Genomic DNA, 26,444 nt, shown 5'->3' on the forward strand with positions numbered 1-26,444 from the left:
TTTTTTTTTAGAATGGACATCCAAATGATAATATTGAACCGTATATGGTTAAACGCTAAATTATAAAATTGATTGTTATAGATGCGTTTTCTAAAAATATATATTGAATAAGTGGTCGGCTGGTAACTGCCCACTTTGTTTTTGGTTGGTTTGGTTTGGTAATAACCCTTGTAATTTTTATTACAGGGGTTATTTTATTAAGTTCACTTCTGGACTTATTTCAATGCCAAATCTTGTTTTTACGACTTCAATAATTTTCGCCGCAAGGTCTAGAATTTCTTTACCAGTTGCCTTATCATAATTAACAAGTACCAATGCTTGATTTTTATGAACCCCGGCATCACCAAAACATTTTCCTTTAAAACCACATTGCTCAATCAACCAACCTGCGGGAATTTTATATAATTCATCGGTTATCTTATAAAAAGGAGCTTCGGCATTTTTTGAAATAAAAGCTTCAAAAATTTCTTTTGAAACTATCGGGTTTTTGAAAAAACTACCACTGTTGCCTAAAACTTTTGGATCGGGCAATTTGCTTTGTCGTATAGCAATTACCGCATTAGAAATATCTTTAATGGTCGGTTTTGAAATCGACTCTTTTTCTAATTGTTCTTCAATGGCACCGTAACCAGAATTAATCTGATGATTTTTTTTGGTAAAAGAAAAGGTCACCGAGGTAATTACGAATTTGTCTTTTCCTTCGTTTTTAAAGAATGAATCTCGGTATCCGAACTTGCATTCTTCTTTTGTTAAGGTAACTAATTCTTGGTCAACAATTCTAACGGCATCACAACTTACAAAACAATCTTTTAGTTCAACCCCATATGCACCAATGTTTTGAATAGGTGCGGTACCGGTGTTGCCAGGTATTAATGACATGTTTTCCAATCCCCCGAAATCATTATCTAAAGTCCACATGACTAGCTCGTGCCAATTCTCACCTGCCATTACCTGTACTTGAACCGTTTCGTCAGATTCAGATAAAATTCTCTTTCCTTTTAAATCAACATGAATAAACAACGCATCGATTCGATCAGAAAGCAGCATATTACTGCCGCCGCCAATTATTATTTTTCGAGGATAGTTTTTTTTGCTAAGAATATACTTTAATTCTTCAATAGAGGTTACTTCTGCAAAATATCTTGCGGTAGCATCAATACTGAATGTATTGTAATTCTTTAAAGAAAAATGTTCTTGTACAATCATTAACCTTTGTAACTCTTAAGTGCTTCTTTTAGTATGCGAACTGCTCTTTTTAAGCTATCTTGATCAAGAACGTATGCAATTCTAATTTGATTTTTACCTAAACCTTCGGTAGCATAAAAACCTGCGGCAGGTGCAACCATAACAGTTTCGTTATTTAAATTAAAGTCTTCTAACAGCCATTGTGCAAAATGGTCAGCATCTTTAATAGGTAATTCGGCAATACAATAAAACGCACCTTGAGGTCTTGCAATCTTTACACCTTCAATTTGTTCTAATTCTGCAATTAATATATTTCTTCGGGCTACATATTCGGTTTTTACCTCTGCAAAATAACTATCAGGAGTGTCTAAAGCCGCCTCGCTTGCAATTTGAGCATATGTTGGTGGCGAAAGTCTTGCTTGTGCAAATTTCATTGACGTTGCAATAAATTCTTTATTCTTAGAAACTAGGTACCCTATACGAGCACCGCACATGCTGTATCTTTTAGAAACTGAATCAATAACAATGGCATGTTCCTCTAATCCTTCTTCTTTTAGTATTGAAGCATGGGTTTTGTCATCATAGGTAAATTCTCTATATACTTCGTCGGCAACTAAAAAGATATTATGTTTTTTAACTAGAGTTGCTAGTTTTTGAATTTCTTCTTTACTATATAAATAACCAGTAGGGTTACCAGGGTTACATATTAATATAGCCTTAGTTCTAGGGGTAATTAGCTTTTCAAAATCTTCGATAGGTGGTAGCGCAAAATTATCTTCCAATTTTGAAACTACGGGTACAACAGTTACACCACAGGCAGTTGCAAATCCGTTATAATTGGCATAAAAAGGTTCAGGAATAATAATTTCATCGTTAGTATCAGCAATAGTGTTCATTGCAAAAGATAATGCTTCAGATCCACCTGTAGTTACAATAAGGTCTGTAGCACTTACATGTATATCATATTTTTCATAATACTTGGCGATTTTAGTTCTAAATTCTTCAGAACCTTCGGTACGGCTGTATTCTAAAACACTAAGGTTGTTATTCTTTACAGCATCTAAAGCCTGTTGCGGGGTTTTTATATCTGGTTGTCCAATATTTAAATGAATAACGGTAACCCCTCTTTTTTTTGCATTTTCAGCAAACGGTACTAGCTTTCGTATCGGAGATTGGGGCATGGTAAGCCCCTTATTTGAAACAGATGGCATATGAATTTTATTTTACACAAAAGTGATAAATGATAATGGTTCATACAAAGTAATTAGGTTTTTATTTGATTTTTTGCTCTGTGTTAAAATTCGAGTTTATATCAAATAATTATGTACCTTAAGAAAGGATAACTAATTCATATAGATTATGTTACGAAAATATTATTTAATTTTTATCCTTTTTATTTGGAGTTTTTCTTTTTCAGGAATAGCTCAAACCTTTCAATTACCTGCCGGAAAGAAATTTCAAAAAGTCAAATTCGAGCTAATTAATAATTTGATGGTCATACCTGTAGAGGTCAACGGTACCGAGCTATCATTTGTACTTGATTCTGGCGTTGGTACACCCATATTGTTCAATTTAGCCGATCAAGATTCTATTCAATTAAACAATGTAACGGAGATAACTATAAATGGTTTGGGTGATGGTGACCCTATTAATGCCTTAAAATCAACTAGAAATTTTGTGCAGCTTGGTACTATTAAAAATACTTCTCAAAATATGTATGTAGTTATGGATGCCGGTATTAATTTCTCGCCGAGCCTAGGCGTACCTGTACATGGTATCATAGGTTATGATCTGTTCAGAGATTTTGTAGTCGATATCAATTACGTAAAACAAACTATTAAGTTTTACGACCCAGAGCTTTACAAGTATAAAGAGTCAAAGAACACTAGAGTAGTAGATATGTCGGTTATTAGAAAAAAAGCTTATGTAGATGCTTTTGTAATGATAAATAAAAAAGAAGAAATACCTGTTAAAATGCTATTGGATACTGGTAGTAGTGATGCTGTTTGGCTTTTTGAAGATGAAAGAATTCAATTGCCAGAAAAACATTATCAAGATTTTTTAGGAAAAGGACTCGCTGGAGATATTTATGGTAAGAGAACAAAAATCAGCCATTTAAAGATTGCAGATTTTATTTTGAGTGATGCCAAGGCGGCTTTCCCTGATATGGATACTTTTACAACGATTACAGATTTCGGTGGTAGAAACGGAAGCTTGGGTGGTGAGGTTATTAAGCGTTTTAATATTGTATTTGATTATAAGAATGAGAAATTGATAATGACCAAAAATTCTAATTTTGGTAAGCTATTTCAGTATAATATAAGCGGAATCGATTTGCAACATGCAGGTATGCGATACGTGTCAGAAAGAATTACCGATTCTAATGGCGTGGTTAATAGTGATGCCAAAGCGTATGGCGATGTGCAGATAATACTGCAAGGTGCGACTAAGGTAAGTTTAGTGCCAGAAATTATTGTATCGGGTATACGACAGGGGAGTCCGGCACATTCGGCAGGCTTGCGAGAAGGAGATGTAATTTTGGCAGTTAATGGCAAACGCATCCACAGGTATAAACTACAAGAGATAATGCATATGCTTAATTTTAAAAAAGATAAGAAGATAAAGGTATTGGTTGAGCGTTATGATAATGATCTGCTCTTTAGTTTTGTTCTAAAACCTTTGTTTGATGAACAATAGCGCATAAAAAAAAGCCCAACTTCTCAGTTGGGCTTTTCGTTTTTTATTTATTTTTATTTGGTACCTGTAGTAGCTTGAACTTCTCCTTTGATTTTTAAAACCTTAGTCGGAGTGTCAGCATTAGATATTACCGTAATCGCTTTACGAATCGGACCAACTCTATTGGTATCATATTTTACCTGAATCTCACCTGTTTTACCTGGTAAAATTGGGTCTTCTGGTTTTTTCGGAATTGTACAACCACAACTAGAACTTACTTTACTAATAATAAGTGGTGCAGTACCAGTGTTCGTAAATTCAAAAACTCTTACTCCGTCAGATCCTTTAGCGATTTCGCCGTAATCTACAGTCTCAGATTTAAACTCTATTTTGGCAGCGGTATCTTGAGCAGTTAAGCTAAATCCTAGCAAGCCAATAAATAATACAAGTACTATTTTTTTCATCATTTTTAATTTTGGGTGGAAGTCAAAATTAAATCTTTTCAGATCAACCTCAAAATCCTTTTGTTATACTCTAACGTTACTTATTTTTGTTTCGTATTTATCTTTGGGCAAAATTCAGCTGAAATGACCGTTAGAATGTCAATTCGGCTTTATTTTTAACAACCCATTTTATTATTATTCAAAAACTGTTCCAAAAAATGGAAATTCCTTCAAAATATAATCCGCAGTCCACAGAATCGCATTGGTATGATTACTGGATGAAAAACGGTTACTTTCATTCTGTACCAGATGACAGAGAACCTTATAGTATTGTAATACCACCACCAAACGTGACGGGCATATTACATATGGGGCACATGCTGAACAATACCATACAAGATGTATTGATCAGACGAGCCCGTCTTTTAGGCAAAAATGCATGCTGGGTGCCGGGTACAGATCATGCCTCCATTGCTACAGAAGCGAAAGTTGTAGCTAAATTAAAAGAGCAAGGCATCAATAAAAACGATCTTACGAGAGATGAATTTTTAAAGCATGCTTGGGATTGGACAAATGAATACGGTGGAATCATTCTCGAGCAGCTGAAAAAATTGGGATGTTCTTGCGATTGGGACCGTACCGCGTTCACTATGGATCAAGAACGCTATGATAGCGTTATCAAGGTTTTTGTGGATCTATTTAACAAAGGCTTGATCTACCGTGGGTATAGAATGGTGAATTGGGATCCAGAAGCTCAAACAACCCTGTCAGATGAAGAGGTGATTTATGAAGAAAAGCAAGGCTTGTTATATTATCTATCTTATGCTATTGAGGGTTCAAATGAAAAAGTAACCATTGCGACCACAAGACCAGAAACGATTTTGGGTGATACTGCTATATGTATTAATCCGAATGACGAACGATTTACGCATCTAAAAGGTAAAAAGGTAATTGTTCCTATTTGTAATAGAGTAATACCAATAATAGAAGATGAATATGTAGATATTGAATTCGGTACAGGTTGTTTAAAAGTGACGCCTGCACACGATATCAATGATAAAGCTCTTGGCGAAAAGCATAATTTAGAAACTATCGATATTTTCAATGACGATGCGAGCTTAAATAGTTTTGGATTGCATTATGAGGGTAAAGATCGTTTTGTTGTTAGAAAAGAAATCTCTAAAGAATTAGAAGAATTAGGTGTTCTGGTTAAGACAGAGACTCATATTAACAAAGTAGGTACTTCAGAAAGAACCAAGGCTGTTATTGAACCGAAATTGTCCGATCAGTGGTTCCTGAAAATGGAAGATTTAGCAAAACCGGCTTTAGAAGCGGTGATGGAGACTGGCGACATTAAATTGCATCCAAAGAAATTTGAAAACACATACCGTCATTGGATGGAGAATGTTCGTGATTGGAATATTTCAAGACAACTATGGTGGGGACAGCAAATACCAGCTTTCTATTTCGGTGACGGTCAAGAAGATTTTGTAGTAGCGGCAAACGTAGCAGATGCTTTAAAGCTTGCAAAAGAAAAATCAGGGAAGTCAGATTTACAAGAAAATGACTTGAGACAAGATGCCGATGTTTTAGATACATGGTTTTCATCTTGGTTGTGGCCAATGAGTGTATTTGGCGGTATTATGGAGCCGGATAATGAAGAGATAAACTATTACTACCCAACGAACGATTTAGTAACTGGGCCAGATATTTTATTTTTCTGGGTAGCTAGAATGATAGTTGCCGGGTATGAGTTTAGAGGAGAAAAGCCTTTTGAAAATGTTTATTTCACCGGATTGGTTAGAGATAAGCAACGTAGAAAAATGTCTAAGTCCTTAGGTAATTCGCCTGATGCTTTAAAGTTAATCGAAGATTATGGTGCCGATGGGGTTCGTGTAGGTATGCTCATGTCTGCTGCTGCAGGTAACGATTTAATGTTCGATGAGGATCTTTGTCAGCAAGGAAAAAACTTTGCCAATAAAATCTGGAACGGATTTAGACTAGTTCAAGGATGGGAGATAGCCGATATTCCACAACCAGAAGCTTCAAAGCTTGGTTTAGAGTGGTACGAGTCTAAGCTAAATAAGACATTATTAGAGATAGAAGATCATTTCGAAAAATTCCGTATTTCCGATGCTTTAATGTCCATCTATAAATTGGTTTGGGATGATTATAGCTCTTCGTTATTAGAGATAATTAAACCTGCCTATCAACAGCCAATAGATAGAGCAACTTATGACAAGGTGATTCAATTATTTGAACAGAACTTGAAACTGTTGCACCCATTTATGCCATTTTTGACAGAAGAAGTTTGGCAGCATATTGCAAAAAGAGACAAGACTGAGGCATTGGTAATATCAAAATGGCCAACAGTAGGTAAAATTGATGAAGAGCTTATAGCGCAATTTGATTTTGCCGCTGAGGTAATAGCAGGCGTAAGAACCATCAGAAAAAACAAGAATATTCCGATGAAAGAGTCGTTGGAATTATCGGTTCTAAACTCTGAAGAAGCAAGTAATCGTTGGGATGTTGTTATTTCTAAACTTACCAATGTCTCAGAGATCAGTTATTTAAATGAGCAGCTAGAAGGCGCACTAACTTTTCGTGTAAAAAGTAACGAATACTTTGTGCCAATGGACGGTGCTATTGATGTAGAAGCTGAAATTGTTAAAATAAAAGAAGAGTTAAAGTATACCAAAGGCTTCTTAATATCTGTTCAAAAGAAACTTTCTAATGAGCGATTTGTAAGCAATGCACCCGAAAAGGTAATTACTATAGAGCGTCAAAAACTGGCAGATGCTGAGGCTAAAATTGAAACTTTAGAAAAAAGTTTAGCTAGTTTAGAATAAGATATAGTAATATAATTGTGAAGCCCTCATTTCTATAGTATTAGAAATGAGGGCTTTTCTATTGTTAAAAACAGATATACAACCAATTGATTTTTGTAGTTTTAGTAAGAACAAAAAGCTAAGAAAATGAAACCACTTAAAAAAGAAGATATTAAACAAGAGGTATTTGACCTGTATGACGACTACGCCCATAATAAATTAGAACGCCGAGACTTTGTTCAGAAACTTTCGGTCTATGCAGTTGGCGGCCTTACAGTGCCTTCTTTAATGAGTTTTTTAATGCCCGATTATGAAAATACTTTTTTAGTGGCTAAAGACAATCCAGATTTAGATTCGGGTTTTATTACTTATGACTCTTCTAAAGGTGGCGGCGAAATAAAGGCATTACTTTCTAAGCCAAAATCTACAGAAGGTAAATTACCAGGCATTGTTGTGGTTCATGAAAATAGAGGTTTGAATCCGTACATTGAAGATACAGCTAGAAGAGCGGCTTTAGCAGGCTTTGTAACTATTGCACCAGATGCCCTAAGTCCGTTAGGTGGTTATCCGGGTAATGATGATGAAGGTAGAGAGATGCAAAAAACTCGTGATAGAGATGAAATGTTAGAAGATTTTATAGCGGCATTTGAATATTTAAAAAACCATGAAAATTGTAACGGTAAAATAGGAGTAGTAGGATTTTGTTTCGGAGGATGGATTTCTAACATGATGGCAGTAAAAGTACCAGATTTGGCAGCAGCTGTACCTTTTTACGGAGGTCAGCCAACAGAAGGCATAGAAAATATAAATGCACCTTTAATGTTGCAGTATGCAGGTTTAGATGAGCGTGTAAACGCTGGATGGCCAGCTTATGAAAAGGCGTTGAATGAACTTGGTAAAGAGAATGTAGCCTATTTCTACCCAGAGGTAAACCATGGTTTTCATAATACATCTACACCTAGATACGATGAGCCTGCAGCAGAGTTGGCATGGTCACGTACTATTGAATTTTTTAAAGAAAAGCTGATATAAAGTATTGTTTGGTAAGTAGTTTTACTTGTTTGTCTGAAAAAAAATTAAAATTTAGAGTTAGTATTCATTTTATTTGAGTTAAGGATACAAGTGTAGTTCTTTTAGTTTTGTCATATAAACAATCTAAAAAAACACATTATGAGAAGTCTATTATGGTTAGTAGCAGTTATTTGTATAATTATATGGTTATTAGGGATGTTAGGTATTGTTCCAGGACTTGCAACCGGTAGTTTAGTACATATTTTATTGGTAATAGCAGTTGTTGTTATTCTTTACAATATTATTTCAGGTAAAAAAGTATTGTAATATCTATTACAAGTAAATCATTTTTTAAAATATATAAAAGCCCTTGATCGATTTCAAGGGTTTTTTTATGCTTTAATAGTATCTTTATTACTATGATTAGACCTTATGTACTTGCCGAAACGAACTGGGAACATTTAAAAGATGAGCAAATAGATTTGGCAGTTTTGCCATGGGGCGCTACAGAAGCGCATAATTATCATTTACCATACGGTACAGATAATTATCAAGCACAAAGCATGGTTGAATCTGCTGCTAAAATCTCATGGGATAAGGGTAAAAAGGTTATTGTGCTTCCCACAATACCCTATGGTGTAAACACAGGTCAGAGTGATATTTATTTAGATATGAACCTTAATCCGTCAACTCAATTGGCAATTTTAAAAGATTTAGTCACTGTTTTGAATAGGCAGGGCATTGAAAAGCTGCTGCTTTTTAATGGTCATGGCGGTAATAATTTTAAACCAATAGTAAGAGAGTTAGGTCTATTATTTCCAGATATGTTTATTAGCTTTTGTTTTTTTCCGCCAATGCTAGATAAATCGAAGTATTTTAAAGAAGAAGGCGATCATGCAGATGAGATGGAAACAAGTCTTATGCTTTATCTAAGACCAGATTTAGTACAGCCAAAAGAGAAATGGGGTAGTGGCAGTGCCAAGACATTCAAGATCAAAGCATTTAATGAAGGTTGGGCTTGGGCAGAAAGGAAATGGTCGGAGGTAAGTAGTGACACAGGTATAGGTAATCCGGAATTTGCCACTAAAGAAAAAGGAGAACGTTTTTTTGAGGATATAATTAAGAAATTGGATGAACTGTTCTGTTCAATTTGTGATGCGGATATTACTAACTTGTATGAATGAAATTGTTTAAAGATTCATTTTTTAATGGGTTCAAATAATTGGTTCGTTACAAACCTTTCGCTCCACCACTTTATACTCTTTTATCAACGATAAAAGTGCTCCTAAAATAATTATGTTTTTAAAGATGTATTGGCTTAATAAAGTGATTGTAAAATCATTTTTACCAAAAAGAAGTTCCGGTAAAATAAATACCGGGGTAAATGTCATCACTATATGTACAATGGCAGAATAGATTATATATTTATTTCTAAGGTTTACTAAGAGTGCTATTCCTATGAAAGTTTCAAAACTCGCCAAGATCAATAAACCGATTTGATCAGGTATCAAGTTAAATGTTAGTTTAGCTAAAGTTTCCTTTACAAGGTCTTCTGCTGGGCTGGTATTGGAAAAAAATTTTAGAAGACCAAAAAAAATATAGACCATACCAATTGTTGATGGTAGAACCCTGTTATTGAACTGTACATTTTGTTTGAAAGGCATAACGTTACTTCAAAGGGTTATTTCTTGAATTCATCAAGTAATTCTTGGTCGATTTTCACTTTATTATTGTACACTCTATATGTAACCGCAAAATTTATCACATAGTCGGCAAAAGCGGCATCCCCATGTCTTGGAGAACCGGTAGATTGTTCTGTTTGTAGATCAGTAATGCTTTGTGGCCGTTCCCTTCGTACAGCAAAAGGAACATTTAGGTTAAAGGAATAATTACCTTGGTTCAATGTTAGTCCGGGGTCAATGGATAATACATTTCCGGGTCTTCTAAAACCATCATTACCGCCAATTAAATCTTTCACCGGTACGCAGTCATAACGTACGCCCAAGGAACTTGAAAGCGTAGGGGATAGGGTAAAACTTAATCCCGTCCTTATGGAATATTGATCAGGTACTGCCATTATAGCCTCATTTTCAAGAATAGGATTTAAAGTTTCCCTAAAGGTTCTTATACCATTGGTTTCCCTAGGATTAACAAGATAGAAACCGCTGGCATAACCAAAAATACCATCGGATAATTTTTGGTAAAATTGGGCATCCAAGGTAAAACCTAGACCGCCATCGCCAGGCTGTATGGATTGGTCAACAGGTCTGGACTGTGGATCACCATTTGAACCTACATTATAAAAGATATCGGAAGCATTATAATTTCCGGTCGGTAGTTTCAAGCCTAGACCAACCGCAATATTTCCTTCAGGATGTTTTTCAAAATCTAATAACCAAAGGCCTACACCTAAACGAATGTCACCAAGTCCCCTTGAAAATGTCGTATTTCTTTCATTACGTCCATGCTCATATAAAGATGATCTTGAATTAAAGACGGTAGGTATCGTAATACTGGTGTATAACTTTTGGTTTATACCATAAGTTAAAAAGAAATCCGTGCTATGGGAGTAATTGACCACCTCTGTATTATTAGTTACACGGTCCGGTTCTTCCTCCGTACCCCTAAAATGCCTAAAGGATTTAAAGTATCTGTAATTTATGCCCAATTGAAAGTCCCCTTTGCTTATAATGTTGTTTTCAAGGCTGTTACCTACACATGAGGAAAAGTGGCGAATGGCAACACAACCTTGTGCCTTAACATTTAATCCTGTTACTAGAAAAATAGCCAATAAAGGTAGTAGTTTGTAATTCATAATATTGTTGTTTTGGTCGGTTGATAGAAAATGGTCAACTCCAGAAATTAAGAAGATGACCATTATTTGATTTGAAAGAACTTAAGTGACTTAAGTTTAATTAACTCACGGCCAATTTAATACTATGACCTAAATTTGAGGTTAACCGATGTGCAAAAAAGATTAATGAAAAGTTAATGCACTTAATGAAAGTTTAAGTTTGTTTAATATTAAGAACTAATTGAGTTTCTTTAAGGAATATGTTTAAGAAGAGAAACCTGTATATAGCCCTTTTATTTATTTCCTTGTTTGGATTGGCCATCATACAATACCAGTATTTGAAGATTGGTCTTAACCTGGCAAAACTCCAGTTCAACACTAATCTAGGAAAGGTCAGTAGTGAGGTTTCTTTAGGATTACAATCCAAAAACCAGCTTACCTTTTTATTGGGCAGTGCCCTAAAAAAGGATACAGCATATTTTACGATGAGCATAGATAGTATACAGGATGCCTCAAGTTTTTTCTTAAATGATTATATCACGGAAAAATTGGTTAACAATGGGATTGATTCAGATTTTAGCTATACCCTTCACACAAAGGATTCTGCATTTTATCTTCAATCACCCAAACAATTTAAAGTAAAGGACAATGTGGAGTCTTATCCTATTGAGCTTACCGGTTATTTATCTCAACTTCTTGGAAAAAGACTAGTGCTAGAATTACATTTTAGAAACTTGAACGGGTATTTTTTATCCAAGTTAAATGGTTTTACCTTACCGAGTATCCTGTTCATTTTGGGTATTTGTATTGCAGTAGTCTGGGTGTTGCGAACATTTTATTGGCAACGGCGTGTAATTACCACAACCAATGAATTTATTAATAATTTGACCCATGAATTAAAGACACCTGTATTCTCAATTGGTTTGGCTACTAAAATTTTGGATGAAACCTCCTTGCCAAATCAAAAACCAATTTTAGGAATAATCAGGCAGCAGGTAAAAAGGCTATCTGTACATATTGACAAGGTTTTGGAGCTAGGTAGTTTAGAGTCTGAAAAGAAGGTTTTAAAGTTTGAAAAAGTTGATTTTAGACCTTATCTGCTCAATTTGTGCAAAGAATTTGCCACATTGGTGACCATAGACAAGGCAACCTTTACCTACCATATACAAGAGGGAGAATTTATATTGAGAACTGAAGTTTTTCATTTAGAAAATACGATTAACAATATCTTGGACAATGCAAAGAAATATGCGGACAGCCCGGTTATTCAACTCAACACTTTTAAAAAGGATAATTGGTTGGTCATTGAGATAGCGGATAACGGTCAAGGAATATCCTTAAATGATCAGAAAAAGATATTTTTAAAGTACTATAGAGTTACGGATAATGAGCGCACTATGGTAAAAGGTTACGGACTTGGATTAAGTTATGTAAAGAATATTGTGGAAAAACATAAAGGAAAAGTTGAAGTAAAAAGTGAGGTTGGCAAAGGAACCCAAATATCTCTTTTAATACCCCTGTGCAATGAATAAACATAATATAATCTTAGTAGAGGATAGTACAGATCTGGGGTATTTATTATCGGAATACCTTAGGATGAAAAATTTCGAAATAAGTTGGTTTGCCAATGGGGAAAGTGCACTTAAAAATTTGGATACCGTAAAATATGATTTGGCAATATTGGATATTACAATGCCAGGTATGGATGGCTTTACCCTTGCCGAACAAATTAAAGAGCGTTTTCCAGAATTACCTTTTTTGTTTTTGACCGCACGTTCCCTTAAAGTAGATGTGTTAAAAGGTTTTTATATAGGTGCTGTAGATTATTTGAAAAAACCTATTGATGAAGAAGAACTGGTCATTAGAATAGAAAATTTATTGTCAAGAATGGCCGTAAGAACAATAGCTGGGGAAAAAGCCACCATTTTTAAAATTGGTAGGTATATGTTTAATGTAATCAATCAAGAATTGATGTTCGAAAATGAAACATTTCACCTGACCACCAAAGAAAGTGAGCTGTTACATTATTTGGTGGTGAGAAAGAATAAATTGTGCAGTCATAAGGATATTTTGATAAAATTATGGGGTGCAAACGACTACTTTAACAAGAAAAGCTTGAACGTATTTATTACACGATTACGGAAGTTTTTGGAAATGGATGATAGCTTGAGTATAGATAATATTCATGGTCAAGGGTTTATATTGCGGGAATAAGCCATGATATTGACCTTATTTTAACTCTTTCTCAACTAAGGCTATATAAGCTTGCATTGCTTTCTTTTTACTCATATTATTAGCTTGAAACAAAGCATTGGCCTTAAATGCATTTATTAAGGGAGTTTTACTGCCAGGGTTATCAAAATTGGAGTTTGCTATTTTATAGTAAGCGTATAGTTTTAATAGAATATCAGCAGGTAACGGTTCGGTAAAATTATTTACCAAAGCAACGGTAGCCTCAAATTCAATATGTAATTTCGTCTTTTTCATTTGGGTCAACAAAAGTAGCTATGCATGTTTCGGCACCTATCACCTTTTGGTTCAGTTTTACATTAATTTGGCAATCTAAAGGTAAGAACAAGTCTACTCTAGAACCAAATTTAATAAAACCTGCATCATCACCCTGTTGTACACTTTCCCCTTTTTCTGCGTAATTAACAATGCGCCTAGCTAAAGCGCCAGCTATCTGTCGGTATAAAATTTCGCCGAATTTAGGCGTTTTAATAACCACGGTGGTCCTTTCGTTTTCTTCACTTGACTTTGGGTGCCAAGCAACTAGAAATTTACCTGGGTGATATTTAGAAAAGGTAATACTGCCACTTGCAGGGTATCTGGTAACATGAACGTTTACCGGAGACATAAAAATAGATACCTGTCTTCTTTGATCCTTAAAGAACTCTTTCTCAAAAACTTCTTCAATAACCACTACTTTACCATCCACAGGGGCTAAAATTTCATTGAAATCTTTTATTGCTATTCTCTTAGGGTTTCTAAAGAATTGTAAAATAGTAATTAAGATGATTAAGCCAAATATTTGAATTACCATTCGTAACCAGGCGATATCAATAAAGAAATGGGCCAATAGAATACTGGCGCCAATAATTACAAAAGAAAATAATATTATTTTTTGTCCCTCCCTATGAAACATAACTGAATATATTTAAAGTTAAATAAGCAAACGGTGCTGCAAATACCAAACTGTCTAATCTATCTAGCATACCGCCATGCCCTGGCAAGATAGCACCACTATCTTTAACACCTGCTGTTCTTTTGAATTTAGATTCAATTAAATCACCTAAACTACCTGCTACTACAATAACAGTTGCAAGTATCATCCATTGAATTGGACTAATCAGTGATTCAAAAGTAGCCATTAAGTATGCTGCAGCTAATGCAAATATAAAACCTCCTAAAGTACCTTCAACAGTTTTCTTGGGAGAAACTGAAGGAAATAATTTAGTTCTACCAATACTTTTGCCTACCAGGTAAGCAAAAGAATCATTAACCCAAATAAGAATAAAAATACCCATGATCAATAATTTTGCAAAAGCATCATTCTTGTAAGGTATCATGGTTAAAAAAATACATCCGCCGCCAATATAAAACAACCCCACTAATAATTTTAGGGGTGTATTGAACTGCAATGGCTTTTTACTAAAAAGATTATATAGAAGATAAATGTCGACCACAATGGTAATCAGCATTAAAATATTTATTACTTGCTGATCTTTCACCAAATAAATAAATGCCCACCAGAGTGCTAAATAGGCAGCGAAAATATGGTACCCTTTTAAGCGAACTAGCTTCTTATATTCATAAAGACAGGCTAGACCAAAGGTCATAAATAAAAAATCGAATGCATCAGAGCTTAAAAAGACTGCTGATAATAATAAGATAATGTAGACAGCCCCAGTAAGCGATCTTCTTAAAATTTCTTTCATACTATAAATCTTCCAGAAGTAAAAGATAAAGATTTTTAGTACTACTACCATACGTTAGAAAGTCATCTGAGTTTTCTGCGGTAGCTTTAAAGTGTTTTAAGGTTGTTATATTGGCCGGTATTTTTTGGCCGTATCTTTTTTTGATGGTCTTTAAACCTTCACCGATAGATTCTACCAGCTGGCTAGTAGTAGCAAAAACTACAACATTACTTGGTAGTTCATTTACTTTTTTCTCGTGTAGTTGATTTGAGCAGACCAGAATACTGCCATTTTGCGCTATTAAATGCTCGCAAGTTGTGAAAAACACTTCACTTTCACGTACTTTATTTGTAAAAGTGATGGGTTCTTTCGAAAATTTTTGGGCTAGCCTTTCATTGAGAACAAAGAAAGGCTCACTCTCCCAATTATTTTCAGTGACAATATTTTGTATTGCCCTAGATACTTCAATATCAGAATCGCAATAAATAAATTTACCACCATTCTGTTTAAAATGAATGGTAAACTTTTCATCAACTGGAATATTTAGATCTGGCATATGATCGCCTCGCGTCTCCGCAGTTTCTTTCGAAACCTTCTTTTTGCCACCACCAAATAAAATATCTAAAAACCCCATTTATGTTGTTGAAATAATTGCTAATCTAAAGTACTGCAATTTTATTTATTCTCTGTAATTTCCTCTTCTTCTGTTTTAGAATCTGATTCTTTTAACTTTTCAAGATTTTTTTTATTTTCTAGAGCTAAAATATCTTTCTCAAAATTTCTTACTCCAAATATTTTTTCTAAATCTTCCTTAAAGATAACCTCTTTCTCTAATAATCTTTCTGCCAAAGTCGTTAATTTGTCCTTATTGTCAGTAAGCACTTTAATTGCTCTTTGGTATTGTTCTTCTATAATTTTAGAAATTTCAGCATCTATTTTTCTAGCGGTGTCTTCACTATAAGGCTTTGAAAAACCATAAGAATCTTGTCCAGCAGAATCATAATAGGTAATGTTACCAATTTCATCGTTAAGACCGTAGATAGTTACCATTGCTCTAGCTTGTTTAGTAACTTTTTCTAAATCACTTAAAGCACCAGTAGATATTTTATTAAATATCACTTTCTCGGCAGCTCTACCGCCCATTGTTGCACACATTTCGTCCAACATTTGTTCTGGTCTAACAATTAAACGCTCTTCTGGTAAATACCATGCGGCACCTAATGACTGTCCTCGTGGTACTATAGTAACCTTAACTAAAGGCGCAGCATGTTCTAACATCCAACTTGTAGTTGCATGACCCGCTTCATGATAAGCTATAGTTTCTTTCTCACCAGGTGTAATTATCTTATTTTTCTTTTCAAGACCGCCAACTATTCTATCAACAGCATCTAAGAAATCTTGTTTAGAAACAGCTTTCTTCTCTTTTCTGGCAGCGATTAAGGCAGCTTCGTTACAAACATTAGCAATATCTGCACCAGAGAAACCAGGTGTTTGTCTTGCTAAAAACTCAAGATCTAATGCCTCGGATGTTTTAATTGGTCTAAGGTGTACTTCGAAAATTTCTTTACGCTCACGTATGTCTGGTAGGTCAACATAAATCTGTCTATCAAATCTACCTGCACGCATTAAAGCTTTATCAAGTACATCTGCACGGTTGGTTGCAGCCAAAACGATAACATTAGTGTTGGTGCCGAAACCATCCATTTCAGTTAATAATTGGTTCAATGTATTTTCACGTTCATCGTTAGAACCTGTGAAATTATTTTTACCTCTTGCTCTACCAATAGCATCAATTTCATCAATGAAGATGATAGCTGGCGATTTGTCTTTAGCTTGTTTAAATAGGTCACGTACTCTAGAAGCACCAACACCTACGAACATTTCAACGAAATCTGAACCTGAAAGAGAAAAGAATGGCACTTTAGCTTCACCTGCAACGGCTTTTGCTAAAAGTGTTTTACCTGTACCAGGAGGACCTACTAATAATGCGCCTTTAGGTATTTTACCACCTAATGAGGTATATTTATCTGGGTTTCTTAAGAAATCTACAATTTCTTCAACTTCCTCTTTTGCACCTTCTAAACCTGCTACATCTTTAAATGATGTTCTAGTATCGGTTTTTTCATCAAATAATTTAGCTTTAGACTTACCAATGTTGAAGATTTGACCTCCTGCGCCGCCGCCGCCGCCGCCAGACATTCTACGCATTAAATATATCCAAATACCAATAATCAATACAAATGGTAATAAGGAAAGTAAGAAATCTAAAATGGCTGTAGATTCCTTTCCAAATTCAACAACGGTATCTAGATTATTTTCTTTTTTGATGTCGGTTATTTCATTTTGAAATATTTGAAGATCACCATAATCTAAAGTGTACTGAGGTAGATTACCTGAAGATGGAAGAAACGATTTTTCGTTTACATCTTTATGCACCTCTTTGGCAATGGCTTCATCTTTAAGAAAAACCTTTGCTTGATTGGTGTTTGTGATGATCAAAATCTTTTTAACATCACCATTTCTAAGGTATTGCTGTAATTCTGAAGTAGTCGTTTTGTTGGTGCTAGCTAAATCATCACTATTGAATAATTGAAATCCGATAAGTAATACTGCTACTAATCCGTAAATCCACCAAGAACTAAATTTTGGTTTATTCGGATTTGTCTTATTTTCTTTTGCCATTTTAATTTTTTATTAATTTACGCTACTTTCTATTGTTGTGAATTTTGCATCTCCCCATAAACCTTCAATGTCGTAGTATTCTCGAACTTGCTTTTGAAATACATGAACTACAACATTTACATAGTCCATTAGTACCCATTCGGCATTGTCCTCGCCTTCTACGTGCCAAGGTTTATCTTGAATAGCTTTACTTACTGTTTTTTGGATTGAACCTACAATCGCATTTACATGCGTATTAGACGTACCATTACAAACTATAAAATAATCGCAAACGGTATTTTCAATTTCTCTTAAGTCTAGTAGGTTTATGTTATGACCTTTTACTTCGTCAATTCCCTGAATTATTAATGCAATTAACTCGTCTTGGCTAGTTTTACTTTCCTGCATTCAAAAATTTTAATTTTTACAAAGTTATTATTTTTTTGTTCTTTTAGGACTAGTTTTTAACAATACATTAAAGATTCACAATTAGAACAGTAAATGCAAATAATCAAACTTGATGCCACGGAGTCTACTAATACTTATTTGAAAGAATTAATACAACAAAAAGAAGTAGTAGATTTTACAATAATTACCACTCAAAATCAGACATCTGGCAGAGGGCAAATGAATGCTAAATGGGAATCAGAGCCTTATAAGAATGTAGCAATCAGTTTATTAAAAAAAGATATAGACCTACCTGTAGGTAAGTTGTTTTTGGTTAGTATGCAGGTCTCTTTGGCAATTATAGAGGCGTTGAATGAGTTAGAAATACCTGATTTATATATAAAATGGCCTAACGACATTCTGTCAGGCAATCATAAAATTGGGGGTATATTAATTGAAAATATTATTTCTGGTTCACAAATTAAAAGAAGTATAATTGGTTTTGGACTAAATATTAACCAAACTAGCTTTAAAAATGCTCCGCATGCATCTTCTTTAAAAAAAATTGTTGGTAAAGAATTTAATTTGGATTCCGTCTTTTACGCTTTAATAAAAAAGTTACATCAACAACTAAATCGACCAATTACTACCTTAGAAATAGAGCTGTTTAAACAATATCACGCTGTTTTATTTAAAAATAAAGAAAAATGCACATTTACACTACCTGATAATACCATAGTTTCGGGTGTAATTATGGGTGTAACCATCAATGGTCTGTTGATGGTTCGATTAGCAAATGGTCATATTAAAGAGTTTGGATTGAAAGAAATACAACTTCAGTATTAAACTTTTGCCAAATTTGTAGAAAGTGTATTTATAAAATTCGTGATAGGTTTTTTAATCATCATAGCCATCATAGCATTGAACTCACCTGTAAAACTTAAAACAACTTCACTAGTATCGCTATCAATTTCTAAAATATCTGCCGTTAAGGTAAAAGGTAATTTTTCGCTTGCGGCACCTAGAATAATTTGACTATGCGGTGTTTGTTCCTTTTTTTCTAAAACAATTTCTGGCATTCCTTTTAAGGCAAAAAGAAATCTATTCTCATTTAAAACTTCAAATTTGTCAATATTTTCAGGCATTAACTGTCTAAAATTAGAAAGATCGTTTAAAAAGTTGAAAGTATCTTCTGTACTTTTTGATACTTGTGACTTTGGTGTTTCTATAAACATAATTATTTATTTGTCCATTTTGAAGGATCTTTCCTCCATTCCATTAATGTTACTAATTGTTCGTCTTTAACGTAGCCGGTATCTGAAGCTTGTTCAATTAAATACTCATAACTACTTAACGTATGCAACTCTGTATTTTTTTCTTTAAAGTTATTGGCGGCAGTTTCAAAACCATAGGTGAAAACGGCAAGCATACCTTTTACATTTGCGTCAATTGCTCTTAAAGCATCTACAGCATTTAGACTGCTTTTACCGGTACTGATCAAATCTTCGATAACAACAACCGTTTGGTGCGCTTCTAAATGACCTTCAATTTGATTTTGACGCCCATGCGATTTAGGTTCTGGTCTAACATATACAAATGGTAGATTAAGTTTATCCGCAACGAGTGCGCCGATACCTATTGCCCCAGTAGCCACACCAACGATGCAATCTGGCTTGCCATAAAGTTGTTCTACTTGCTTTGCCATTTCATCTCGAATGTAGTTTCTGATGATGGGGTACGAAAGTAAAATTCTATTATCGCAGTATATTGGCGATTTCCAACCAGAAGCCCATGTAAAAGGATTTTCCGGTTTCAATTTTATTGCATTAATTTGCAAGAGAAGCTCTGCTGTCTTTTTTGCAGTGTTTTTGTCTAAAACCATGACGCAAATGTATAAAGTTTTTGTTAATGAATTGCCTTTGATTTTGACAAATAAACTCTCTGATACAACAAATGGGGAGTATTTTTTGTTAAATCAAGAATCTATACAACTGGCAATAAGTTCGTTAAAGAAAGGGAAGTTAAAAGAAGCGTTCATTTATCACCCAAAGCACGATGAAATTTTAAAGAAGTTTACCAAAGAAATGCCTTTGGTTATTGCAGGTGGCGGCGTGGTATCAAATAAAGATGGTGACGTGCTATTTATCTATAGAAACGATAAATGGGACTTGCCAAAAGGCAAGTTAGATAAAGGGGAGTCAATTGAAGAATGCGCCATTCGTGAAGTTGAGGAAGAAACAGGTGTTAAAGGTTTGAAGATAAATCATTTTCTACAAACTACTTACCATGTTTTTAAGCACAACGGAATCAATAAGCTTAAGCAGGTACATTGGTATGCAATGAGCACCGACTTCGATGGGAAGCTAAAACCAGAAAAAAAGGAAGGTATTTTTAAGGTTAGGTGGAAAGGACCTGCAAAAATTAAAAAAGCCTTAGAAAACTCATACGTAAACATTAAAATTCTTTTTCAAGAAGATTAGGGCTACTCTACAATTCTGTATACAGGATACTGTAAATGTGCTTCTTCGTAAAGTTTACTTTGCATAAAAAGCCAGTCTAACTGTTGATACCAGTTTTTGCTAAATTCAGGGTTTGTTCTTTTTTGTTCTTCAAATTCCATTTTTAGAATTGTGTCGTTCTCGAGCATTTCTAGAGCTGTATCTTCAAAAACGTAAGGGGAGAACCCTTCTTTTTGTTGAAGAATGGTGTCAAAAAAATTCCAGTTAAAAAATGAATCTACTGCTGTCGGTTCTAAAGTTTCCAAAAGATATCTAAAACCAGGTTGGTTTATTGGTATAATGATATCACCTACATGAAATTCTTTTGTGGTTCGCTCTACATTCACCGTAGTGTTATAATGCGGGTAATGCCCTTCGTAAGGTGCTTTGTAGGTTTCATATTCATTTATTTTATAAGATTCAATGTTAATGGTAGAATCTTTTTGTAAGGTTGTATAGTGGATGTTATTTAAATCTAGTTTATCCATTATATTTCTCCATTGATTACCAATAATATATGCTTTGGGGATTTTTACAGAATCTGATGGCACATAAAAATCTTTATAGGTTACCTCGGTTTCAATAGGTGTGTTTCGGTCGAATTTTAATCTTTTATAACCTGTTACTTCACTTATAATCGTATCTGCCTTATATCCTTTAAATATATAGTTAGAAGCATGGGTAGAATCAATTTTGTAGGCAGTTGGGTAATAACTATTTGGGTACGTTGAAGTAAATGTTAAGTCGCGCATAGCTCTAATCTCTGCACCGTCTTTTTCAGTTATGGTAATCATTTTACGCATGAGTTCATAAGTGCCTTCAACCCGCTTGTCATATGGTTTAAGCATATGTGTTTCTACCATCATACCTACAGTATTCCACAATGTTGTATAACCGGTCGAATATCTTGGGCTATCCATAAATTGTTGAAATCCTTTTTCTGGAGGACTATTAAAGACATTCACGTAAGGTGTAATATCCCATCCAGAATTTAAAAGTGAATCTTTTAATTGAGGCATTAGACTATTGTGGACATAATCACCCAGTTTTCCGCCAAGCTTATTATGTTGCGTAAATAGGTGTGTTAAGGTATATTGGTAATCGGCGCCATTGCTTACATGATTATCAATAAATACATCGGGATTGATGAGGTGAAATATTTTTGCGAAAGTCTCAGCGTTTTTTGTGTCTGATTTGATAAAATCTCTGTTGAGATCATAATTTTTGGCATTACCTCTAAATCCGTATTCCAGCGGTCCGTTTTGGTTGGCTCTAGAAGTACTATTTCTATTTAATGCACCACCCACGTTGTAAATAGGAATAGTAGCAATTATGGTTTCTTTCGGTGTTTCGATTTCATTGCTCGCTAAATCACGAAAGAGCAACATGGTAGCGTCAATACCATCACTTTCACCAGGGTGAATACCATTATTAATCAACATCATGGTATTGTTCTCTCCTAATTTTTTAAAATCAAAGTCACCTTTAGCACTGTAGGTAACCACATGTAATGGTTTGCCGCTATCAGTTGTGCCAATAGTCTGTATGTTTATAGTAGAGAACTCTTGGGACAGTTTCAGATAAAAATCGATGATCTGGTCATAAGTCGCAGTTTCTGTCTTGTTCGAAATTTCGAAAGGTGTGGGGAAATCAGTTTTTGTATTTTCAACCTTACTTTCGCACGAGATAATTAAAAGAGCTAATAAGAAGAGTGATCTGGTTTTCATGTACAAACAATTAAAGAGGTGATCAGTACTAAAAATTGATTGTAAAAATAGCAATTACTTTGTTGCTTACGCAATTTGTGTTATTTCTGTTATTTTAGTTCTATCAATAGGTTTTTGATTGAAAGTTATCATGTGATGACTTTTGCTTTTATAATATTCCCATTGCTTTTTATCTCTGGGGTCAATAGAAGAAGTAACAATGTTAATTCTAATTTTTTCGGTAATCGGTAATTCAATAAAAGCCTCTAAAAATTCCCAACCGTCCATAATAGGCATATTAATATCTAAAAATATAATTCGTGGTATTTGAATTCCATTATTAAAAAAGTCGGTTAAAGTATCTATTGCAATTTTACCATTGGCATAAGATTCTATTGAATTACATTCAACACTAGAAGATATTAATTTACGTAAACCGAATACCGTAATAGCATCGTCATCGATTATAGTAATGTCACTAATTTTTGTCATTAAAGAAAATTTTAAATTCTGTTCCTTTTCCAAGCTTGCTAGTTACTTCAACTTTTCCGTTCATGGCGTCAATTTGATTTTTTGTAAGGTATAAACCAATACCTCGAGCATCTTTATGGTCATGAAATGTGTTGTACATGCCAAATAGTTTTTTTCCATACTTATCTAAATCTATACCTAAACCGTTATCTGAAATGGTTAAAATGGAATAGTTGTCTTTTTTTTCTACACTTAATTTTACCAATGATTTTCTTTCTGAATGTCTGTATTTTACGGCATTTGTTAAAAAGTTTGATAAAATACTATCTAAATAAGATGGTACCGATTTAATATGAAAATCTATGGGAATATTGTTTTCAATTGTAGCCTTATTATTTAAAATAAAAGACGATAAATTTTTACAGATATCTTCTACTTTATCATTCAAATTAATTTCTTTGATTTCAATATTGGTATTGGTATTTATAGATACTACTTCATTTAAATTATCTAAAGTTTCTAGTAAATTGTTAGAAGCTGTTGTAAGCATCGAAATAATATTATTCTTTTCTTCCTCATCTTTTTCGGTATCCAAAAAGCTTAAAAGCATTGAAAAATTAGCCGAGTGAGAGCGTAAATTATGCGAAACAATATGTGCAAAGTTTAAAAGTTTTTTATTCTGTACCGATGCAATATTTATAATGTTTCGAAGCTCTTTTTCTTTTTCTTTTAAATTAGAAATATCTAAACTAATACCTACAAGACCATATGCTATACCTTTACTATTTAATAGAGGTATTTTAGAGCTCAGAAAAGAAGTTTGCTTGCCATCTATTGTGGTTTTAACAGTTTCTTTCCCAATTACAGGTCTAAGAGTGTTCATTACTTTTAAATCTTCCTCTCTAGACTTTTCTGCAGCTTCATATGGGTAAAGTTCAAAATCGGTTTTACCTAAAATTTCTCTTGGGTCGTTAACCCCTAAATATTCACATTCAGCTCTATTGATTAAAATTTTTCTAGATTCGGTATCTTTTATGTACACATTAACCGGTAAATTATCGATTAATGTTCTTAATAGTTTTTCGTTGTCAATTGTTTTAATGTCAGCTTGTACCTGTTCGTTTATATCTTGAAAAGTACCTATTAGACCTACCATTTTACCTTTGTTATATATGGCTTTTCCTCCAGCCATAACCCATTTTTCTTTTCCGTTAGCGGTTATTATTTGAAGTTTTAAATTACTCCAAGATTTACCATTTTCCTGTGCTTCAAAAAGTGCCATAGATACAGCATTTCTGCTATGTCCTTCTTTATAATAAAAAAGTGCAGTTTCAATACTAGGTACAAAATCAGGTGATACCTCATGAATTGATTTAGTGGTAGAACACCAGAACAACTGGTTGTCTTCCATATTATATTCCCACCTTCCAATTTTTGTAATTTCTGCTTGTTGTTGTAGTAATAAATCCTTCTTGTTTAGCTCTAGTTCATTATTAACGGCATCTGTAATATTATTTAATTGAATAATTGCCCCTACAATATTCTCATTGGTGTCATACCAAGGTGCATTTATCCATTCAAACCAAAGTTCATTATTATTGGTGTCTATGGTTTTATGAATACCCATAGGCTGAGGATTTCCTTTGAAACAATTCTCTAAAACCATTTTCCATTTTTCACTTAAATTCGGAAAAACCGAGAATAAGCTTCTAGAGTTATTACACTCCTCATTTTCATTAAAAATACTCGTCCACTTGTCAGATGTCTGAACAATATTATAATTAGTGTCTACGAAAGCCGTTGGTGTTGGCAATTGTCTAATTAGGTACGAGGTATTAGATACTTGGGGAACTTTTATCATACCGTTGTAATTTCTTACGAATGTAGTGGGATTACTGTGTTTTACTACATATTTGTTGTGAATATTGCCTATAACGTTGTAAAAGATTCAATAAACTGTTTAATCAATCAATTTTTAGTTTTTGTTGAAATGAAATTTAAAAGTCGTGCCTTGGTTCGGCTCGCTTTCAACTGTAATTTTTCCTTTTAAGGCATCCATTTGATTTTTTGTGATATAAAGACCAATACCTCTAGAATCTTTATTTCTATGAAAGGTTTTATATAGACCGAACAATTGGTCACCATATTTTTCTAAATCAATACCAAGACCATTATCCTCTACATTTAAAATGGTATAATTTTCATCTTCCTCAATACTTAATATGATGATAGGTTTTTTATCTTCACATCGGTATTTAATAGCGTTTGTAATACAGTTGGTTAGTATGCTATTAAGGTAAGCCGGTAATGCTTTTACCTGAGTACTTTCTGGAATTTCATTAATAATTTTTCCATGGGTTTTTTTAAGTATGCCGGCAACGTTCTGTTCAACCACAAATAGGCTTTCGTTTAAAGAAAGTAATTTTTTCTCTTCATTGATACTAGATTTTACGGCAACGATTTCTCTGAGCCCCTTTATGGTTTCAGAAAGATTATCAGAGGCACTAAAGAGCATATTCATGTATTTGTTACGCTGAATTTTACCAGTTTCATCGTTCAGAAAATTTAATAGTAAAGAAAAATTAGTAGCATGGGTTTTAAGATTATGAGATACCATGTGCGCGAAATTTAATAGTTGCTCATTTTTCTCTCGTGCCGATGCAATGGTATTTTTTAAATTTTTCTCTAATTTAATTTGCGAAGTAATATTTTCAAAAGTGCATAAAACACTTTTTACATTAGTACTATCTTCTACTAAAGTACCTGTAACTTTTAGGTTTAAAATGTGCTTTTTATTGTTCGAAAAGGTAAATTTTATTGGTGTAAATGAACCTTTTTCTAAAAGTTGCTGTGTTAAATTTTCACTTTTATTGCTAAAATGATCATTTACAAAATGTTTATAATTTTTGTTTAGGAAATACTCTTTTTCAAAACCACAAAGTTTTAGCATGTGCTGGTTAAGATTTAAAAAATTACCTGTTTCTAAATCTATAATGGCTAAGCCAATAGGTACTTTTTCAAAAAGAGGGTACTCAATTTTAATACTGTTAGATGCTTCGATATTTTGTTCAACTTCATCTTGAATGTGTTGAATTGTGCCGATTATTCTTATGCATTTACCTTCTTTAAATTTAGGTCTACCAATAGTGTTGACCCAAATAATGGTGCCATCTTCTCTTTTTAATTGAGCCTTTTCATTCCAAGGTTTACCTGAATTTATGGCCTCGAAAACAACCTTTTTAATAATTTCTCTAGATTCTTCAACGTAGAAATCTATAGCTTTGTCTAAACTGGGTTCAAATTCTGCAGATAGACCGTAAATTTTGTTTACTACTGGGGTCCAGTGTAATTCTTCTTTTTGTACATCAAATTCCCAACTACCTATTTTAGCTACATCACTCTTTTGATTTAAAATAAGTTTGGTCTTGCTAAGTTCAATTTCAAGCTCTTGTGTTTTAGAGATAGGTTCAACCTTTATTACAACACCTATTATATTGCCATAACCATCTTTCCAAGGGTTTAGATGCCAAATAGAATCTTTTGAAGAATACTGGCAATCTTTGGCATTATATTTAAACTTGATATCTCTTAGTCCGTCCAAGCTATATTGTAATCTAGCTTTTAAATCTTGAGATAAATTGGGAAACAGATCAAGAAAGTATTTACCCTCGAGGTCATTTAAATCTAGTTGAAAATTTGCCTGCCATCTAGGTGAAGCGCTGATCAATTGAAAATCTGTATCAATGATGGCAATAGAGGACGGAATCTGATTGATCCAGTCTAAAGAAAAAGATGAACTATTTTGTGACTTAAACATATCTAGAAAGAATTTTCCTACTAATTTATAGGAATATTCTAATTTCGAAA

Annotated in this window: 26 protein-coding genes; 9 read left to right on the forward strand and 17 right to left on the reverse strand. The window is 33.8% G+C overall.

Features of this window, described 5'->3' with window-relative positions; translation table 11 throughout:
- Positions 1-189 precede the first annotated feature (189 nt).
- Positions 190-1,206 (reverse strand): UDP-N-acetylmuramate dehydrogenase, encoded by a 1,017-nt coding sequence (gene murB / locus ACEN2N_RS14835; RefSeq protein WP_441825056.1) that lies wholly within the window; start codon positions 1,204-1,206, stop codon positions 190-192.
- A complete protein-coding gene (locus tag ACEN2N_RS14840) occupies positions 1,206-2,396 on the reverse strand; it encodes a pyridoxal phosphate-dependent aminotransferase (protein WP_441825057.1) in 1,191 nt (396 codons plus the stop codon). The genes murB and ACEN2N_RS14840 overlap by 1 nt, the downstream gene beginning before the upstream one ends.
- 280 nt (positions 2,397-2,676) lie before the next feature.
- Here ACEN2N_RS14840 and ACEN2N_RS14845 point away from each other — a divergent pair, with 280 nt between their 5' ends.
- Positions 2,677-3,882 carry an aspartyl protease family protein gene (locus tag ACEN2N_RS14845; protein WP_441825058.1) on the forward strand — a complete coding sequence of 402 codons (1,206 nt, stop codon included), beginning with the start codon at positions 2,677-2,679 and terminating at the stop codon, positions 3,880-3,882.
- Positions 3,883-3,935: 53 nt separating this feature from the next.
- Here the strand turns inward: ACEN2N_RS14845 and ACEN2N_RS14850 are convergent, their stop codons facing one another.
- Positions 3,936-4,328 carry a DUF1573 domain-containing protein gene (locus tag ACEN2N_RS14850; RefSeq protein ID WP_441825059.1) on the reverse strand — a complete coding sequence of 131 codons (393 nt, stop codon included), beginning with the start codon at positions 4,326-4,328 and terminating at the stop codon, positions 3,936-3,938.
- Between the two features lie 194 nt (positions 4,329-4,522).
- Between ACEN2N_RS14850 and ACEN2N_RS14855 the strand changes: the two genes are divergently transcribed.
- From ACEN2N_RS14855 to ACEN2N_RS14870, 4 genes are all read left to right on the forward strand, one after another.
- Positions 4,523-7,153, forward strand: a complete 2,631-nt coding sequence (locus ACEN2N_RS14855; RefSeq protein ID WP_441825060.1) for a valine--tRNA ligase — start codon at positions 4,523-4,525, stop codon at positions 7,151-7,153.
- 126 nt (positions 7,154-7,279) lie between these two features.
- Positions 7,280-8,164: a dienelactone hydrolase family protein gene (locus ACEN2N_RS14860; RefSeq protein ID WP_441825061.1), complete on the forward strand. Its 885-nt coding sequence runs from the start codon at positions 7,280-7,282 to the stop codon at positions 8,162-8,164.
- Positions 8,165-8,302: 138 nt separating this feature from the next.
- Positions 8,303-8,470, forward strand: a complete 168-nt coding sequence (locus ACEN2N_RS14865; protein WP_133674558.1) for a lmo0937 family membrane protein — start codon at positions 8,303-8,305, stop codon at positions 8,468-8,470.
- Positions 8,471-8,562: 92 nt separating this feature from the next.
- Positions 8,563-9,327 carry a creatininase family protein gene (locus ACEN2N_RS14870; protein WP_441825062.1) on the forward strand — a complete coding sequence of 255 codons (765 nt, stop codon included), beginning with the start codon at positions 8,563-8,565 and terminating at the stop codon, positions 9,325-9,327.
- Positions 9,328-9,357: 30 nt separating this feature from the next.
- Here ACEN2N_RS14870 and ACEN2N_RS14875 read toward each other — a convergent pair whose 3' ends face one another.
- A complete protein-coding gene (locus ACEN2N_RS14875; RefSeq protein ID WP_441825063.1) occupies positions 9,358-9,807 on the reverse strand; it encodes a doxx family protein in 450 nt (149 codons plus the stop codon).
- Between the two features lie 17 nt (positions 9,808-9,824).
- Positions 9,825-10,958, reverse strand: a complete 1,134-nt coding sequence (locus ACEN2N_RS14880) for a transporter (RefSeq protein WP_441825064.1) — start codon at positions 10,956-10,958, stop codon at positions 9,825-9,827.
- 317 nt (positions 10,959-11,275) lie between these two features.
- On the opposite strand from ACEN2N_RS14880, the gene ACEN2N_RS14885 reads away from it, so the two are divergent.
- Together ACEN2N_RS14885 and ACEN2N_RS14890 are read left to right on the forward strand one after the other, a co-directional pair.
- Positions 11,276-12,469, forward strand: a complete 1,194-nt coding sequence (locus tag ACEN2N_RS14885) for a sensor histidine kinase (RefSeq protein ID WP_441825065.1) — start codon at positions 11,276-11,278, stop codon at positions 12,467-12,469.
- Positions 12,462-13,151, forward strand: a complete 690-nt coding sequence (locus tag ACEN2N_RS14890) for a response regulator transcription factor (protein WP_441825066.1) — start codon at positions 12,462-12,464, stop codon at positions 13,149-13,151. Before ACEN2N_RS14885 ends, ACEN2N_RS14890 begins: the two co-directional genes overlap by 8 nt.
- Before the next feature lie 15 nt (positions 13,152-13,166).
- Here the strand turns inward: ACEN2N_RS14890 and ACEN2N_RS14895 are convergent, their stop codons facing one another.
- Genes ACEN2N_RS14895 through rsfS form a run of 6 tightly spaced genes read right to left on the reverse strand, consistent with a single transcriptional unit; the run spans position 13,167 to position 17,923 of the window.
- Positions 13,167-13,424, reverse strand: a complete 258-nt coding sequence (locus ACEN2N_RS14895; protein ID WP_441825067.1) for an acyl-CoA-binding protein — start codon at positions 13,422-13,424, stop codon at positions 13,167-13,169.
- Positions 13,399-14,082 carry a phosphatidylserine decarboxylase family protein gene (locus ACEN2N_RS14900; RefSeq protein ID WP_441825068.1) on the reverse strand — a complete coding sequence of 228 codons (684 nt, stop codon included), beginning with the start codon at positions 14,080-14,082 and terminating at the stop codon, positions 13,399-13,401. The genes ACEN2N_RS14895 and ACEN2N_RS14900 overlap by 26 nt, the downstream gene beginning before the upstream one ends.
- Positions 14,072-14,875: a phosphatidate cytidylyltransferase gene (locus ACEN2N_RS14905; protein ID WP_441825069.1), complete on the reverse strand. Its 804-nt coding sequence runs from the start codon at positions 14,873-14,875 to the stop codon at positions 14,072-14,074. The genes ACEN2N_RS14900 and ACEN2N_RS14905 overlap by 11 nt, the downstream gene beginning before the upstream one ends.
- Before the next feature lies 1 nt (position 14,876).
- Positions 14,877-15,488 carry an LUD domain-containing protein gene (locus ACEN2N_RS14910; protein ID WP_424001895.1) on the reverse strand — a complete coding sequence of 204 codons (612 nt, stop codon included), beginning with the start codon at positions 15,486-15,488 and terminating at the stop codon, positions 14,877-14,879.
- A gap of 41 nt (positions 15,489-15,529) precedes the next feature.
- A complete protein-coding gene (gene ftsH / locus ACEN2N_RS14915) occupies positions 15,530-17,536 on the reverse strand; it encodes an ATP-dependent zinc metalloprotease FtsH (protein WP_441825070.1) in 2,007 nt (668 codons plus the stop codon).
- Positions 17,537-17,548: 12 nt separating this feature from the next.
- Complete coding sequence (rsfS, locus tag ACEN2N_RS14920; protein ID WP_424001891.1) at positions 17,549-17,923, reverse strand: ribosome silencing factor; 375 nt, start codon at positions 17,921-17,923, stop codon at positions 17,549-17,551.
- A 93-nt stretch (positions 17,924-18,016) separates the two neighbouring features.
- On the opposite strand from rsfS, the gene ACEN2N_RS14925 reads away from it, so the two are divergent.
- Complete coding sequence (locus ACEN2N_RS14925; RefSeq protein ID WP_441825071.1) at positions 18,017-18,748, forward strand: biotin--[acetyl-CoA-carboxylase] ligase; 732 nt, start codon at positions 18,017-18,019, stop codon at positions 18,746-18,748.
- Here ACEN2N_RS14925 and ACEN2N_RS14930 read toward each other — a convergent pair.
- Together ACEN2N_RS14930 and pyrE are read right to left on the reverse strand one after the other, a co-directional pair.
- Positions 18,745-19,137 carry an SRPBCC family protein gene (locus ACEN2N_RS14930; protein WP_441825072.1) on the reverse strand — a complete coding sequence of 131 codons (393 nt, stop codon included), beginning with the start codon at positions 19,135-19,137 and terminating at the stop codon, positions 18,745-18,747. The two genes, ACEN2N_RS14925 and ACEN2N_RS14930, sit on opposite strands and share 4 nt — an antisense overlap.
- A 2-nt stretch (positions 19,138-19,139) precedes the next feature.
- Complete coding sequence (pyrE, locus tag ACEN2N_RS14935; RefSeq protein WP_441825073.1) at positions 19,140-19,784, reverse strand: orotate phosphoribosyltransferase; 645 nt, start codon at positions 19,782-19,784, stop codon at positions 19,140-19,142.
- Between the two features lie 7 nt (positions 19,785-19,791).
- Between pyrE and ACEN2N_RS14940 the strand changes: the two genes are divergently transcribed.
- Positions 19,792-20,382, forward strand: a complete 591-nt coding sequence (locus ACEN2N_RS14940; RefSeq protein ID WP_441825074.1) for an NUDIX hydrolase — start codon at positions 19,792-19,794, stop codon at positions 20,380-20,382.
- A 2-nt stretch (positions 20,383-20,384) separates the two neighbouring features.
- Here the strand turns inward: ACEN2N_RS14940 and ACEN2N_RS14945 are convergent, their stop codons facing one another.
- From ACEN2N_RS14945 to ACEN2N_RS14960, 4 genes are all read right to left on the reverse strand, one after another.
- Positions 20,385-22,127, reverse strand: a complete 1,743-nt coding sequence (locus ACEN2N_RS14945; RefSeq protein WP_441825075.1) for a M14 family metallopeptidase — start codon at positions 22,125-22,127, stop codon at positions 20,385-20,387.
- A 66-nt stretch (positions 22,128-22,193) separates the two neighbouring features.
- Positions 22,194-22,598 (reverse strand): response regulator, encoded by a 405-nt coding sequence (locus ACEN2N_RS14950; protein ID WP_441825076.1) that lies wholly within the window; start codon positions 22,596-22,598, stop codon positions 22,194-22,196.
- Positions 22,585-24,438: a PAS domain S-box protein gene (locus ACEN2N_RS14955; protein WP_441825077.1), complete on the reverse strand. Its 1,854-nt coding sequence runs from the start codon at positions 24,436-24,438 to the stop codon at positions 22,585-22,587. The genes ACEN2N_RS14950 and ACEN2N_RS14955 overlap by 14 nt, the downstream gene beginning before the upstream one ends.
- Positions 24,439-24,552: 114 nt before the next feature.
- Positions 24,553-26,394: a PAS domain S-box protein gene (locus ACEN2N_RS14960; protein ID WP_441825078.1), complete on the reverse strand. Its 1,842-nt coding sequence runs from the start codon at positions 26,392-26,394 to the stop codon at positions 24,553-24,555.
- Between the last annotated feature and the right edge of the window lie 50 nt (positions 26,395-26,444).

It is taken from the genome of Maribacter spongiicola (assembly GCF_052119685.1).
Classification (GTDB): domain Bacteria; phylum Bacteroidota; class Bacteroidia; order Flavobacteriales; family Flavobacteriaceae; genus Maribacter; species Maribacter spongiicola_A.

Bases quoted from the DNA above. Each gene is read 5' to 3' on its own strand.
- ACEN2N_RS14960 (WP_441825078.1), bottom strand. From the start codon at position 26,394: ATGTTTAAGTCACAAAATAGTTCATCTTTTTCTTTAGACTGGATCAAT.
- ACEN2N_RS14930 (WP_441825072.1), bottom strand. From the start codon at position 19,137: ATGTTTATAGAAACACCAAAGTCACAAGTATCAAAAAGTACAGAAGAT.
- ACEN2N_RS14850 (WP_441825059.1), bottom strand. From the start codon at position 4,328: ATGATGAAAAAAATAGTACTTGTATTATTTATTGGCTTGCTAGGATTT.
- ACEN2N_RS14900 (WP_441825068.1), bottom strand. From the start codon at position 14,082: ATGTTTCATAGGGAGGGACAAAAAATAATATTATTTTCTTTTGTAATT.
- ACEN2N_RS14905 (WP_441825069.1), bottom strand. From the start codon at position 14,875: ATGAAAGAAATTTTAAGAAGATCGCTTACTGGGGCTGTCTACATTATC.
- ACEN2N_RS14890 (WP_441825066.1), top strand. From the start codon at position 12,462: ATGAATAAACATAATATAATCTTAGTAGAGGATAGTACAGATCTGGGG.
- ACEN2N_RS14910 (WP_424001895.1), bottom strand. From the start codon at position 15,488: ATGGGGTTTTTAGATATTTTATTTGGTGGTGGCAAAAAGAAGGTTTCG.
- ACEN2N_RS14925 (WP_441825071.1), top strand. From the start codon at position 18,017: ATGCAAATAATCAAACTTGATGCCACGGAGTCTACTAATACTTATTTG.
- ACEN2N_RS14855 (WP_441825060.1), top strand. From the start codon at position 4,523: ATGGAAATTCCTTCAAAATATAATCCGCAGTCCACAGAATCGCATTGG.
- pyrE (WP_441825073.1), bottom strand. From the start codon at position 19,784: ATGGTTTTAGACAAAAACACTGCAAAAAAGACAGCAGAGCTTCTCTTG.
- ACEN2N_RS14940 (WP_441825074.1), top strand. From the start codon at position 19,792: ATGTATAAAGTTTTTGTTAATGAATTGCCTTTGATTTTGACAAATAAA.
- ftsH (WP_441825070.1), bottom strand. From the start codon at position 17,536: ATGGCAAAAGAAAATAAGACAAATCCGAATAAACCAAAATTTAGTTCT.
- ACEN2N_RS14950 (WP_441825076.1), bottom strand. From the start codon at position 22,598: ATGACAAAAATTAGTGACATTACTATAATCGATGACGATGCTATTACG.
- rsfS (WP_424001891.1), bottom strand. From the start codon at position 17,923: ATGCAGGAAAGTAAAACTAGCCAAGACGAGTTAATTGCATTAATAATT.
- ACEN2N_RS14845 (WP_441825058.1), top strand. From the start codon at position 2,677: ATGGTCATACCTGTAGAGGTCAACGGTACCGAGCTATCATTTGTACTT.
- ACEN2N_RS14945 (WP_441825075.1), bottom strand. From the start codon at position 22,127: ATGAAAACCAGATCACTCTTCTTATTAGCTCTTTTAATTATCTCGTGC.
- murB (WP_441825056.1), bottom strand. From the start codon at position 1,206: ATGATTGTACAAGAACATTTTTCTTTAAAGAATTACAATACATTCAGT.
- ACEN2N_RS14875 (WP_441825063.1), bottom strand. From the start codon at position 9,807: ATGCCTTTCAAACAAAATGTACAGTTCAATAACAGGGTTCTACCATCA.
- ACEN2N_RS14865 (WP_133674558.1), top strand. From the start codon at position 8,303: ATGAGAAGTCTATTATGGTTAGTAGCAGTTATTTGTATAATTATATGG.
- ACEN2N_RS14955 (WP_441825077.1), bottom strand. From the start codon at position 24,438: ATGATAAAAGTTCCCCAAGTATCTAATACCTCGTACCTAATTAGACAA.
- ACEN2N_RS14870 (WP_441825062.1), top strand. From the start codon at position 8,563: ATGATTAGACCTTATGTACTTGCCGAAACGAACTGGGAACATTTAAAA.
- ACEN2N_RS14840 (WP_441825057.1), bottom strand. From the start codon at position 2,396: ATGCCATCTGTTTCAAATAAGGGGCTTACCATGCCCCAATCTCCGATA.
- ACEN2N_RS14880 (WP_441825064.1), bottom strand. From the start codon at position 10,958: ATGAATTACAAACTACTACCTTTATTGGCTATTTTTCTAGTAACAGGA.
- ACEN2N_RS14895 (WP_441825067.1), bottom strand. From the start codon at position 13,424: ATGAAAAAGACGAAATTACATATTGAATTTGAGGCTACCGTTGCTTTG.
- ACEN2N_RS14860 (WP_441825061.1), top strand. From the start codon at position 7,280: ATGAAACCACTTAAAAAAGAAGATATTAAACAAGAGGTATTTGACCTG.